This is a genomic window from Streptomyces sp. NBC_00019 (assembly GCF_045041015.1).
Taxonomy (GTDB): Bacteria; Actinomycetota; Actinomycetes; order Streptomycetales; family Streptomycetaceae; genus Streptomyces.
Genome location: NZ_CP108302.1, coordinates 10,077,317 through 10,089,929, shown reverse-complemented (window position 1 = coordinate 10,089,929; position 12,613 = coordinate 10,077,317). Strand labels below are relative to the sequence as shown.

Sequence of the window (12,613 nt, the reverse complement as noted above, 5' to 3'; positions counted from 1 at the left end):
TTCCCCGGCGTCCTGATGGTGCCGACCTACGGCCCGTGTCACGGTCGTTCGTCCTCGGCTGCTGATGCATCCCGCAGACCGCCGAGCGCCAGGACCGTCATCGCCACCGCGGCCGCCGCCACGCCGAAGCCGCCGTGTGCACCGCCCGTGTCGACCACCCGTCCCGCGATGCCCGCAGAGGCTGCTGATCCTGCGGCGCTTGCGGAGTTGCCCCAGGTGAACGCCTGGGTGAGGACGGCGCGCGGGACCGACGACTGGGTGAGGACGGAAGTGAGGATCAGGAGGACCGGGACAGCGAGTCCGGTCAGGGCGAGGGTGGCGCCGATCGCGAGGGGCGCGTCGAGGATGGTCAGCGGGAGGCTCACCAGAGCGAGGCCGACTGCGGCCGCGGCCTGGTCGCGCCGGGGTGAACCGCCGTGTCGCCGTGCTCCGTAGGCCCAACCACCCACCAGATTGGTGCAGTTGGAGGCGAAGTAGAGCAGCGCTGCCACGTCCGGTGTACCGCGTCCGACGGCGTATGCGGTGACGGACACCTGCATCGCGCCGAAGAACACCCCGAGCGCGAGGCCGAGCGCGACCTGCCGCAGGAACGCGGAGCCAAGCAGCGCGCGTTGGGCGTGCCGGCGTTCTCCGCGGCCGGGGAGGGGCGGCGTGGTGCGGCGCTGGGCGGCGAGGGCGAGCCCGCCGCCGACGACGAGCGCGGCGGCGAGCAGCACGCCGGCGCCCGGGCGGCCTGCCGCGCCGAGGACACTCACCAGGGCGGGGCCGGCCAGGTAGGACACGCCGTTGGCAAGGGCCTCCAGGGCGAAGGCGGTGGGCAGAGCGGCAGCCCGTTCGCCGCACAGCAGGGCGGACCAGCGAGCGGCGGACAAGGCACCGAGCTGCGGCAGCGTTGCCCCGACCAGCACTCCGGCAACAAGGTCCGGAACGACGCCGGCGAGCAGCAGCGCCACGGCCCCCGCATGTGCGCCCAGCGCGCAGCAGAGCACCCGTGCCTGCCCGAACCGGTCGACGAGGCGACCGATCTGGGGCCCGGCGACGGCGTCCGCGACAGCGAAGGCTCCGGTGACGAGACCCGCGGCGGCATACGACCCGGTGCGTGCGTGCACCAGCCAGACGATGCCAATGCCCGTCATGGCGATGCCCAGACGCCCGACAGCAGCGGGAAAGAAGAAGGCCGCAGCACCCGAAGTGCGCAGCAAAGTGAGGTAGTTCGCCGAAGCCGAAGGCACGGCGCATCCCTTTCGCCGCCCGGCGGGACGCGCCACACGGGGTCGTCGGCGTCCGGATGTGCCGACCCGTGGCTGCGCCCGAAGCCGTCCAGTTGGTGGCATGGAGCGGGGACGCGCACCCCACGCCGACTCCGTCATCGGGCAGATGTCATGTAGTAGTTGACCTCCCTGAGCGTAGAGGAACAGCCCCAGAAACGAACAGAGAAGGGCCCGTCGTGTTCGTCAGCCTGCGGCCTGTTCGGTCCTGGCCCGGGTCTGGGCATGGCGGAAGGATTCGGTGCCGGTCTCGATGATGTTCCCGCCGAAGGTGAGACGCTAGACGACGGCCGCGCAGAGCCCTCACCCCAACTCGCGGGCGTTTTACGACCGCAAGCACGCCGAGGGCAAACGCCATACCCTGAGCGTGATCGCCCTGGGCCGCCGCAGAGCCAACGTCCTGTGGGCCCTGCTCCGGGTCGGCCGCTTCTACGAAGCCGCTTCATCCGATCCCACCGGCTGGTTCGGGTGATCATCGGATCGCCACAACCAGCGCAAGGCATCGGGGAGCAGGACACCACCGTGGTTGGGGCTGTGGCCGCCATCGCCCAGGACGAGGCGGAAGTCGTAGCCGGCTTCTGCGAGCGCCGCCGCGACACGCAAGTTGTCGGCGAGCCAGTTCGCCTCGGGCTCGTTCCAGCGCAGGTCGCGATGGCCCGCCTGGAGGAAGATCCGCAGCGGCTTGCGGGGAACGCGGGCAATGACGTCGGGGTAGGGGTTGCCGTGCGGCATCTGCGCGAAGCTGGACAGGTACCCGATGACGCGGCGGAACGCGTCCGGGCGCAGCCACGCCGCGGTGAACGCGCAGTTGCCGCCGCTGCTGCCGCCGCAGATGCCCCACTGTTCGGGGTCCTCGGCGATCGCGTAGTGCTTCCTGACCTCGGGGATGATCTCGTTCAGGAGGAAGCCGGCATACGAATCGTCGTATGCGTCGTACTCGGTGTTGCGGTTCTTCGGCTCCTCAGCGTCGGGGAAGACGCCAGGGTCGACGAACACGCCGATGGTGACCGGGATGTCCCCTCGGTGGACGAGGTTGTCCAGGACGATCGCGCCGCGGACCTCTCCACCGGGGTCCAGGTACCACCAGCCGTCCTGAAACACCATCAGCGATGCCGGCTCAGCGGGGTCGTACCGCGCGGGCACGTGGACCCAGAACTTCCGTGACGTGCCCGGATAGATGGCGCTGTCGTTCCAGTCGAACGCGATCGTCTCCCCGACGGGCACGCCCGGCTGAAGAACCGAGTCGGGGCCGTGGACGTAGCGAACGTCCGACTGGTCAACCGGTATGGGTTGGTAGGGCACCTCGATCGTCACCCGGGCCAACCTAGGAGAGATCGTGAACCGTCTCAAAGGGGTTTAGCTGGCGCCTCATCCACCTGGCGTGAACCAGCCATCTCCTTGGTGCGAACCTGCCATCGCGGCCGGCGGGTGCTCCGGCGCACCTACGCTCGGCTCCATCGGCGTGATCCACTCAGATCAGTGCAGGTGTGCCACGGCGCCGGGCCGAGCATGGCGCGAACAGGAACGGGCCGGGACGGAGTTGACCATGACCGTTACCCATCCGGACCGGGCCGGTGGCCGGGACCCGGGCATCATCGCGGTCCTCGGTGCGTTCGTCCTCAACGGCGCACTGCTCGGCTCGTGGGCCCCTCGGGTGCCGGCGCTGGCCGAACAGATCGGTGCGGACGAGGGTGCGCTGGGCCTGGCCCTGCTCGGGGCCAGCGTCGGCATGATCTCCGCTTCGCTTCTCGCCGGCCGGCTGTGCACGGTCTTCGGCGCGCGCGTTGTGATGACGGTGTCCGGCGTTGCGGGGTCCGCGATGCTTCCGGCGCTGGGACTGGCGAGGTCGCCCGCAGTGCTCGGCCTGCTGCTGATCGTGCTCGGCGCGATGGTCGGCGTGATGGACGTGGCCATGAACGTGGCTGGCGTGACAGCGACCCGGCGCACCGGCCGGGCGATCATGCCGCTGTTCCACGCGGCCTTCAGTTTCGGCACGCTGGCCGGTTCGCTCGGCGCCGCGGTCGCGGCCGGACAAGGGCTGGCGCCGACCGGTCACTTTGTCATCGTCGCGGTGATCTGCGGCGGCGTCACCGTGGGCATCGCGCGCTGGATTCCCGTCGAGGAACTCCTCAAGGTGCCCGCGAAGAGCGGGAGCGCCGGGCGGGCACCGTTCAGGCGACCGGCGCTGTGGCTGCTCGGCGGCGTGGCCCTGTGTGCCTCGATAGCCGAAGGGGCGACCGCGGACTGGTCGGCGCTGTTCGGTGTGCAGGAGCGCGGGCTGAGCGAGGCCACCGGTGCCCTGATCTACTCGTGCTTCTCGATCACCATGGCGTGCACCCGTCTGTGCGGTGAGGCGATCCAGCGTCGCTGGAGCGCACCACGGATGCTCATCGGGGGCGCGGTCATCGGTGGGCTGGGGCTCGTCACCGCGGTCATCGTGCCTTCGCCGGCTCTCACCTTCGCCGGCTTCGCTGTCGCCGGTGTCGGTCTGGCGTACGCGTCACCCGTCGTCATGGAGTTGAGCGGCGCAGCCGGGCGACGGGCCGACGGGGGCGGCGGTGAGCGCGAAGTCGCGTTCGCGACCACCATCGCCTACAGCGGATTCCTGCTCGGCCCTCCGATAGTGGGCGGCATCGCCGAACTCACCAGCCTGCCCGCCGCACTCGGCGCTGTCGCGGTACTCGTGCTGCTGATCGCCCCGCTGACCCTGGCTGCGGGCACCTACCGGAGCCGGGAGCTGTCATCGGCCAAGGAACCAGCGGCCAACCCCACCCAGGGCACAACGACCCGGCACACAACCGGCTGAACCCACCGCCACTGTCGCCGACACGGGGTTCGTCAAGATGGGCAAGCGCTACGGCGTCGTGGTCGGCCGCACCGTGCGCACCGTCTGGGAAGACGCCTTCCCCCACTCGCCACCCGCGGCCAGGTGACCTCGCGCACAAGGACATGCCAGAGCTGCACGCACGGCGCCCTCACTGACGTCATCACCTTCGGCTCGCCCTCCCCCTCCCTCTCATCTGAGCGGTCGCTCTGAGGAGCGACGTGACGATGGGCGGGATCAACTGGGCCCGCACATCGTCCTGATGAAGGTCAACGAAGCTGTGGAGGCTTCCGGGGCGGTGGAACACCCGGAAGGATGTCCCACAGCGGCCGCCTGCCCCGGGCCCACTGCTCTAATATCCGCCGGTCGACCAAATGCAGACGCTGCTGCCGGGCGAAGTCGCGGGCCGGACCGGAGATCCTTGCGTTGGTCACCATCACGACTACATCGCCGCCGTGTACCGGCCGGCCCGTGCCGTTGAGCGTCTGCAACTCCGGCGTCCCTACAGCCGAGCCGTCCATACCCTTCCTGCGGTGCTTGCACTGGATCACCCACAGCCGCCCCAGCGGATCGTGGCCCTTGACGTCTGCCCCGAGATCTCCCCGACCGCCACAGCGCAGTGCATCACGGGAGCCGTCCCGGGCCAGCAAGTCCCGTACGGCGAGCTCGAAGGCACTGTGGTGCATGGCATCCAGCTGCCCGAGTGAGTACGTCAGGCCCTCAACCCGCAGCCGGGCGGATCTCACCCGATCAACCTGTTGATGGGCCCAAGCAGCCAAGGCAAGAAGCGCCAGGAGGCCGACCACGAGCAAGACCCACCAGTGTGCCCACACCCACTGCCCCACCCTGACCAGCACCAACCCGGCGACCACGAGCCCGCCCCGCGCAATCAGCAGATCATCGTCACCCTTGCGCCGCCGTCGGCGGGCACTCACCGCAAGCCCTCTACCACCGTGCCGCACGACGTCCCGCCCAGGCACCGGCCGACGTGATCGACGTCGTGGAATCCCCTGTCCTCGCGCACAATCCCCCCTCGTCCACAGCTCCGCGGCCAGCACCGTGATCACCAGCGTGGCCGGGCCGCTGGCCGGTGGCACCAGCGGCAGGGGCCGGCTGAACCACAGGAAGCCGGTGACGACGGCCGGGCCGATGCCCATCCGGCGCACGAACGGTCTCGATATCGCAGGGCGTCGGCGACCAGGTTGGTCCGCAGGTGATCGGCAGTTGCCCCGCCGACCACCCGGCGCGAGGCGATATCGATCCCGGTCCGGCTGGGCCCGGCCTGATCATCGACCCTGCCGGAACCGACCACGGCGGGAAGGCCTCCGTGGGACGCCGGTCACCACTGGCCGATGGCCGGCGCGTCCGGTTGGTGTTGCCGCCACATCTCGGTGAGGCGGGCGAGCCGTTCCGCGGCGGCGAAGCCGTGCAGCGCCGCCACCTTGCCGTCGCTGATCTCGAACGCCGCGGCGCCCACGATCCGGTCCTCGAGCACGATGAGCACGGCGGGCCAGCCGTTGACCTGCCCGATGTGGATCGTGGGCGAGCCGCCGACCAGGCGCCGCTTCGCGGGAGTGGGTTTGAAGGCGGTCCGCATCACGGAGGCGATGCGCTCGGGGGTCTCGTAGCGCCACAGCGTCCTGGAGAGGCCGGCGCCGTCGGAGACCGCGGTCGCGTCGTCGGTGAGGAGTGCCACCAGGCGTTCGGTCCGACCCGAGGACGCGGCGGCGAGGAACTCCTCGAGGACCTTGCGCGCGGATGCCGGGTCGACCTCACCGCCGCTGCGGCGCGCGGCCGTGACCCGGCGCCGGGCCCGGTGGATGTGCTGCTGGCTCGCGGACTCCGAGATGTCGAGGATGCCGGCGATCTCGGAGTGGGAATAGGCGAACGCCTCGCGCAGGACGTAGACGGCCCGTTCGACCGGTGAGAGCCGCTCCATCAGGGTCAGGACGGCGAGCGACACCGATTCGCGCTGCTCGAAGGTGTCGGCCGGGCCGAGCATCGGGTCGCCGTCGAGAAGCGGCTCGGGCATCCAGGCGCCGGCCGCGCGTTCGCGGCGCACCGGTGCCGAGCGGAGCCGGTCCAGGCACAGGTTGGTGACGACTTTGGTCAGCCACGCCTGGGGCACCTCGATCCGCTCCCGGTCGGCGGTGTGCCAGCGCAGGTACGCGTCCTGCACGATGTCCTCGGCGTCGGCTGCCGAGCCGAGCAGACGGTACGCGAGCGAGGCCAGCCGTGCCCGGCCGGCCTCGAAACGATCAGCGACGGTGCCCTCCATGCAGACGACCTTATGCGGCAGCATTCTCGGACACGGTGGCCACGGCCGCGGTGCCGGCAGCCGTCATAGTGGCGGGCAGGCGGCGCGTGCGCTTCGGCACGCCGAAGGTCGGGTGCGAGACGGCCCACAGGCTGCCCCAGAGGATGCCCGCCTTCAACCGCGCGGCCTTCCGGCCGCCCAGGAACCAGGACTTCGCCCGTACGTCGCCATCGACCATCTGAAAGATCGCGTCGTACCGCCCGAGGCTGATGTGGTTGCCGATGTAGGTCTTCTTGACGACCGGAACCCGGCGTCCGGTCAGCCGTCCCACGATCGCATCCGTCGCCTGCATGTTGGTATGTCCTGCCGAGGCGCAGGACATCGGCAGCGGCCGGCCGTTCACGCCGATCGCGTACGCGCTGTCGCCCGCGGCATAGACGTCCGGGTGCGAGACCGAGCGCATAGTGTCGTCGACGACGATCCGGCCGTCCTCGGTGACCTCAAGACCGGCGGCTGCCGCGATGGGGTCGACGGCGAACCCGGCCGTCCATACGGTCGCGTCGGCCGGGAAGGAGGTGCCGTCCGCACCGGCCGCGTGCGTCGCCCCGACGGCTTCGATGCCGGTGTGTTCGTGGACGGTGATGCCCAGCCGGTCGAAGGCCTCCCGCAGGTGGAGCCGGGCCCCCGGAGAAAGCCGGGCCCCCAGCTCACCACGGGCGGCGAGCGCCACGGAAAGACCAGGGCGCGACTCGGCGAGTTCGGCGGCGGTCTCGATGCCGGTCAGGCCCTCGCCCACGACCAGCACGGTGCCGCCTGGGCCCAGACTGTCCAGGCGTGCGCGCAGCCGGAGCGCCGACGGCCGTCCCGCGACGTCGAAGGCGTGCTCGGCCACACCAGGGACACCGTGGTCGGCGGCACGGCTGCCGAGCGTGTACAGCAGCGAGTCGTACCCGAGCTCGCCGTCACCGTCCTCGCCGGTCACGGCGACGGTCCTGCGCTCCAGGTCCACCGCGGTGACGCGCGCCACGCGCAGCAGTACCCCGGTGCCCGCGAACACGTCGGCGAGCCGCCGGGTCACCAGCTCCCGGCCCGCCGCGAGCTGGTGCATGCGCATCCGCTCGACGAAGACCGGCTCGGCGTTGACGACGGTGATCTCGGTGTCGGCGGGCGAGAGGCGGCGGGCCAGGCTCCCGGCGGCGAAGGCCCCCGCGTAACCGGCGCCGAGGACGAGGATGCGGTGCTTCATGGTGTGACTCCTGTCTGGATCGCTTGTCCCTTGAGCGGGACAGCTCAGCGATTCCTGACAGGACCGAGTGTGAGGTGGGTCACCGGACCGGCGCGGGTGGCTCTTTGCGGACGCGCCGGAACCGTCCGCAAACAGGGGGCGGCATCAACCACACCTTGAAGCACACCACCCGAACCAGATTCTCGACCTGCGGACACACCGGCGACCAGACCAAGAGAGCCTGACCAGGTCAGTTGAAGAGCAGCGTGCGGCCGGCGAGCTACGACTACGAATCTCCGAGGACTGATCCCGGTCCCACAAGGTCGTCATCCCGAACCGAAAACCTCAGCACTGACCTTGAACTCAGGATGTCGCAGGGCAATAAGTGGGTGCTGCCTGCCGTCGGCCCGCTGAGCCGCACCAGCGATCTGGCCCGGCACCGCAGTTGCGGTGCCGGGCCAGATCGCTGGTGCGGCTCAGGCCGTCAGCCCTGGCGGGCCTTGAAGCGCGGGTCCTTCTTGTTGAGCACGAAGGTGACACCCCGCCGGCGTACCACCTGGGCGCCGGGCTTGGCCTTCAACGAGCGCAGGGACTTTCGCACCTTCATAGCCGTCTCCTTCCGGGGGATCGAACGAGGTCCGCTGTCAGGCGCGGGCGGAAATGGTGGCGCCGTAGCGCCTCTGGAAGCGCTCCACGCGGCCCGCGGTGTCCACGACCCGTGAGGTGCCGGTGTAGAACGGGTGGCTCGCCGACGAGACCTCGACGTCGACGACCGGGTACGTGCTGCCGTCCTCCCACAGGACCGTGCGCTCCGCACGGATGGTGGAGTGGGTGAGCAGTTGGAAGCCTGACGCACGGTCGCGGAAGACGACCGGGCGGGAGACGGGGTGGATGCCGTGCCTCATGGGGTGGCCTTTCTGATGCTGCCGACGGGAGCCGCGAAGACGGGTGTCAGCGTTCTTCTCGGAAGAGGACGTGCGTGCCGACCTGCGGGTCGTACTTGCGCAGGACCATTCGGTCGGGATCGTTCAGACGGTTCTTGCGGGTCACGTAGGTGACTCCGGTACCGGCCGTCGACTTCAGCTTGACGACGGCGCGTGTGGTGCTGCGTGCCATGAGGTGCTCCTTCCGCCACCGTCCGAGCCAATTGACTCGGACATGTCAGACGACTTCTGCAACAACGTCGGCTGGTGCCTCATTCCCGACGGTCACCGCTCCCGGTACGGCCTGGAGCGGTGCGGCCGTGGTCCGGGCGGGTGTTTGTACCCGCCCGGACCACGGCGAAAAATGGAGTGAAGGGCGGTCGCCTACGCGGCGAAAGGCTCTGCGGGGCTTCAGCCGGACGATCGTCCCCGCAGGCAAGAGATGAGGCCCGGGGACACTGTCCCCTTCACTCCCACGCCGCGTTCAACACACCCGCCCCCGTCGGCATTCCCGACGCGGAGATGACGGCCACGCACCGATGACAGCGGCCCTGTCCTACCCCGGCAGACGTCCACCACGGCGCCGTACGCGAAGGCCGCACGACGGCCGGCGCGATGGCGTCCGGCGTGCCGAAGCCACCAGCCAGGGCGCCCCTTCATCCTGATGTCACCCAGGTGCGTCTCGGTGCCTTCCGCGGCCAGAGAACGGATCACCCCCGACGAGACGGTGTTCATGCGCACGCCCAGGGGGCCGAGCCCCAGGGCCACGGCGCCAAAGGTCGCCGCCCGTGTACCCGATGGGCGTCTGCGCTCACTGCGTCCCACGGAAGTAGCCGTGCGTCGGCGGCCTGTCAGGGCACGGAGCACGAGCCGCGGGTGGCTCTGGCGGTCGACGATTTCTCCCCCGAATGTCGCAAGCAGCGGACCACGGCCCAGACGTAGTCAGTGATCGTCAGTTGCGCACCGATACGCGCCCGGCCCACCTGGCAGCGGGACAGGCCGACACCAGTGACGCGGAGGTCGCCTTCGCGTACAGCCGTCACCGTTCCATGTGCTGCGGCCGGGCGGTGACTCCGGGAGGTGGCGGGGACGTCGATGCCATCCGGGTCACCGTCGGGCGAGGCCCGCCGCACTTCGGGGCGTTCAGGTCAGTGAGCTCGCCCGGGTGCGGATGGAGAGGTTCAGCCACCAGCTGTAGCCGAAAGCCTCCTGCTACAACGGCTCGGAACCCTGCCGTCTCCGGCAGGACCCGTGGCGGGTTTACGAGGTGGGCGGCCGGTACGGCGGGGCCGTGAAGCCGGACGTGACGCCGACGGCTCCTACCAGGGAGATGCACGCGATCGAGAGGGCGATGGTGTTCTGTACGGCGGTGTGGCCACTCAGTCGGACAAGGAAGTGGTCGGCGCTCCGGTCGGCTTCGGACATGCCTTCACCGTTCGTCACGGCTCGGCGGTAGCGTCCGATTCTGCTGGGCAGACCGGCGATGCGCTCGATGGACGCGTCGGTGAAGGCAGGTCCGTAGCTGGGCGCGCCGGTCGCGCCTCGGATCAGCCGCTGCCTGCACACGTGCGTGTCATTGCTTTCGATGGCCCACAGGAAGGGCGGGCAAAAGGTGAGCATGAAGCCGGCGAGAATGGTCCCGATCGCTGCCCATCGCTCCGGGGCCGCCTCCGGCACATGTGTCAGCACTGTGTGCGGGGCCCATCCGAGGGCCAGCCAGAGAATGGTGAGCAGGAAGGTATCCTGGATCGCGCATTTCAGTGGAGGGTAGTCCGTCTGATAGGGCTGCCCGCCGGCCACGTAGACCGCCGAGGTGGTGGACGCGATCAGCGCGAAGACCGAGAGTGCGGCACAAACCCAGGCGAACAGGGAGGGGCCGAGGGCCGCTCCGGCTCCCTCCGGGCGGATGAGTTCGGTCAGGGACCAGTAGACGCTCAGCCCGACGGCCGGTACCACCGTCACGAGGGCGCAGCGGGAGCTCGGTCTCAGCCGCGTGAAGTGCAACCACATCCCGTTGCCACAGATCGCCTCGGCGGCGAAGAATGTCATGACGATCGCCTGCACCATCGCCGGCACGTTGACGACGCCCCCCTGCCAGATCGCCGTTGCCGTGGTGGCGCACGTCAACAGCCCACAGGCGGCACACGACCACGCCGGGGCGTCCCTGCGTACCGGTACGGTTCTGGGCTCTCCTTCGATGTGCGTCCGCCACGCGGCTGCCAGCGCCCTGGCGGTGAAGACCACGCACAGCGAAGCGGTAGCGACGACGACCACCACCACACCCCAGCCGATAGGCCTTCGCCCCGCGTGCCATCCCAGCGACGGCGCGAGGGAGATCGTCAGTACAAGGATCCCCGAGAAGGCCGCCACGCTGAAACCCGCGAGCCTGATCCAGACTCGCGCGGCCACGTCCCGCTGTTCGGAGCCCGGCAGTTGGTCCGGGGAGCGGCGGTCGGGATCGCCTTCGATGGCCATCAGTTCTTCGAAGTCGGACTTGAAATACTGGAAGAATGCGCCACCGAGAACGGCGCCCACGATGGTGAGGACGAACGCACCGGTGATCTCGTAGTTGTCCCGCTCCCCCAGCCATGCACCGAAGGTGGAAGCCGCCAGCAGACAGGCGGCGATCCCGACACCTGTGAGGTATTTACCGGTGATGGGCGCCTGGGACGGTGGATGCGTGACGTTCGAGCGGAGCCACCGCAGAGCAACGGCACCGGCAGCGCCCAGCAAAGGGCATGCGAATACGGTCCAGAGTGTGGCGGACTGAATCGTGGAGACAAAAATGGTCGCCAGCCCGAAGAGCCCGCATACCCCCAGTGTCTCCACGGCCGAGATGCTCGCACCGGTCACTGTCGTCCCCGCCAGACCGACCGCACAGGTCACGGCACTGATGAGTGCTGCGTAAGTGAGTGCTCCCACATGCGGATGGGCGTCGACGAACACGATCAGGCACACGGTCAGAATCGACGAGGTGAGAAGCACATCGGCGTACCGGCGGTGGAATCCCCCGGGTACGAAGAACATGGCGCAGCCCACCACTACCGCCGCACCCACCAGCACCACGAGTGACGTTGTCCCGCCGACACTCCCGCCCGAGCCGAGTGCGTCGAAGATACCGAGCCAGGCGTAGCCCGCAGTACACGCGAGAGCCACAACCGCCCACGAGGACGAGAGTGACCGTCTCACCGCGGCATCACCGCTGTGACGCAGGTGCAGTGCCAGGTCCGTCGCCAGCCAGGCGAAGAGCGCGCATGCCGCGACGAGAAATACCGCATGCCACACCCCGGCCGCTGTGAAGGAATGCGGCCTCTGCATAGTCCAGTTGAGCGCCGGCCGGTCTTCGACGAGCCACATGCCAATCACGGTTACACCGACGGCCGTCCCCGCGAAGGCGCCCGCCGTCACCGCTCTCCTACGGTGGGCGATCCCTCCCGGCGGCCGCAGCCGTTCTGTCATCACCCGCAGACAGAGGGCGAGGAGCGGCAACAGAATTCCGTCCCCCCATGTGGCGCTGCGGAATTCGAAGAGGCCGGGAAGATCGGACCTCCGCTCTGCGACCAGCCAGAAGACCCATAACGCGGCGAAGCCGGGAAGGAACACGATCACGGGCCACAACGCCATTCGTACCTTCGACACCAAGCCCCCAGCCGTAGGTGTTCGACATCCAGACCTGATCACGCCGACAAGCTCGGAGCGCCTTTACTCGATGCCCGGTGTACGCGCCTGCTGGGGCGGAAAAGGTGCTGCGTTCCTCTGGTTGCGACGATCGCCGTAACGGTCATCGGACTGCTTGCCGCATAGCTCCGGCCCTCGCAACGAACGACAGCACCCAGCCGATCGGCAGGACGAGCTACTGCTCGCCATCGTCGTCGCCAACGTAGCAGTGGCTGTCGACGGGCCGCCACCAGCTCTGCCAACGCCAGCTAGTTCGTCGACATCGAGAGCGATACCGCCCCGGAGAACTGCTTCCCGAGGTGCCAGATCGTCACGCATGCCAGGGTCGGCGACGAACGCCACTTCGACGGCCTCGTCGAGCGGGCTCGCCGTTCGGCCGAGTCCTCAGACCTTCCGTAGGCGGTACAAGGCGCACCCCCGACAGCGCGGTGCGCGGGG

At 69.3% G+C, this 12,613-nt stretch carries 10 protein-coding genes and 1 pseudogene; 1 reads left to right on the top strand and 10 read right to left on the bottom strand.

The features are described 5' to 3' along the window. Positions 1–38: 38 nt before the first annotated feature. The 3 genes and pseudogenes from OHU89_RS46750 to OHU89_RS46740 form a co-directional block, all read right to left on the bottom strand. Positions 39–1,232: an MFS transporter gene (locus OHU89_RS46750; RefSeq protein WP_405652196.1), complete on the bottom strand. Its 1,194-nt coding sequence runs from the start codon at positions 1,230–1,232 to the stop codon at positions 39–41. 222 nt (positions 1,233–1,454) lie between these two features. Continuing rightward, positions 1,455–1,568, bottom strand: a pseudogene (locus tag OHU89_RS46745) (AAA family ATPase); the annotation flags it as partial. Positions 1,569–1,697: 129 nt separating this feature from the next. Beyond that, a complete protein-coding gene (locus OHU89_RS46740; protein WP_405652194.1) occupies positions 1,698–2,618 on the bottom strand; it encodes an alpha/beta hydrolase in 921 nt (306 codons plus the stop codon). A gap of 196 nt (positions 2,619–2,814) precedes the next feature. Between OHU89_RS46740 and OHU89_RS46735 the strand changes: the two genes are divergently transcribed. Beyond that, the gene (locus tag OHU89_RS46735; protein WP_405652192.1) at positions 2,815–4,074 is read left to right on the top strand and encodes an MFS transporter; all 1,260 of its coding nucleotides are present in this window, start codon (positions 2,815–2,817) and stop codon (positions 4,072–4,074) included. Positions 4,075–4,361: 287 nt separating this feature from the next. Here the strand turns inward: OHU89_RS46735 and OHU89_RS46730 are convergent, their stop codons facing one another. The 7 genes from OHU89_RS46730 to OHU89_RS46700 all read right to left on the bottom strand — a co-directional run bounded on the left by OHU89_RS46730 (position 4,362) and on the right by OHU89_RS46700 (position 12,139). Next, complete coding sequence (locus OHU89_RS46730) at positions 4,362–5,027, bottom strand: restriction endonuclease (RefSeq protein ID WP_405654958.1); 666 nt, start codon at positions 5,025–5,027, stop codon at positions 4,362–4,364. 404 nt (positions 5,028–5,431) lie between these two features. Next, the gene (locus OHU89_RS46725) at positions 5,432–6,370 is read right to left on the bottom strand and encodes a sigma-70 family RNA polymerase sigma factor (protein WP_405652190.1); all 939 of its coding nucleotides are present in this window, start codon (positions 6,368–6,370) and stop codon (positions 5,432–5,434) included. Between the two features lie 10 nt (positions 6,371–6,380). Then, complete coding sequence (locus OHU89_RS46720) at positions 6,381–7,595, bottom strand: NAD(P)/FAD-dependent oxidoreductase (RefSeq protein ID WP_405652188.1); 1,215 nt, start codon at positions 7,593–7,595, stop codon at positions 6,381–6,383. A 463-nt stretch (positions 7,596–8,058) separates the two neighbouring features. After that, positions 8,059–8,181, bottom strand: a complete 123-nt coding sequence (ykgO, locus tag OHU89_RS46715) for a type B 50S ribosomal protein L36 (protein WP_046258531.1) — start codon at positions 8,179–8,181, stop codon at positions 8,059–8,061. Between the two features lie 37 nt (positions 8,182–8,218). Continuing rightward, positions 8,219–8,479 (bottom strand): type B 50S ribosomal protein L31, encoded by a 261-nt coding sequence (locus tag OHU89_RS46710; RefSeq protein WP_405652185.1) that lies wholly within the window; start codon positions 8,477–8,479, stop codon positions 8,219–8,221. A gap of 46 nt (positions 8,480–8,525) precedes the next feature. Then, a complete protein-coding gene (gene rpmG / locus OHU89_RS46705; protein ID WP_405652183.1) occupies positions 8,526–8,690 on the bottom strand; it encodes a 50S ribosomal protein L33 in 165 nt (54 codons plus the stop codon). A 1,067-nt stretch (positions 8,691–9,757) separates the two neighbouring features. Next, positions 9,758–12,139, bottom strand: coding sequence for a hypothetical protein (locus OHU89_RS46700; RefSeq protein WP_405652181.1), 2,382 nt, complete (start codon positions 12,137–12,139; stop codon positions 9,758–9,760). Between the last annotated feature and the right edge of the window lie 474 nt (positions 12,140–12,613).

Bases quoted from the DNA above. Each gene is read 5' to 3' on its own strand.
- OHU89_RS46725 (WP_405652190.1), bottom strand. From the start codon at position 6,370: ATGGAGGGCACCGTCGCTGATCGTTTCGAGGCCGGCCGGGCACGGCTG.
- ykgO (WP_046258531.1), bottom strand. From the start codon at position 8,181: ATGAAGGTGCGAAAGTCCCTGCGCTCGTTGAAGGCCAAGCCCGGCGCC.
- OHU89_RS46735 (WP_405652192.1), top strand. From the start codon at position 2,815: ATGACCGTTACCCATCCGGACCGGGCCGGTGGCCGGGACCCGGGCATC.
- OHU89_RS46720 (WP_405652188.1), bottom strand. From the start codon at position 7,595: ATGAAGCACCGCATCCTCGTCCTCGGCGCCGGTTACGCGGGGGCCTTC.
- OHU89_RS46710 (WP_405652185.1), bottom strand. From the start codon at position 8,479: ATGAGGCACGGCATCCACCCCGTCTCCCGCCCGGTCGTCTTCCGCGAC.
- rpmG (WP_405652183.1), bottom strand. From the start codon at position 8,690: ATGGCACGCAGCACCACACGCGCCGTCGTCAAGCTGAAGTCGACGGCC.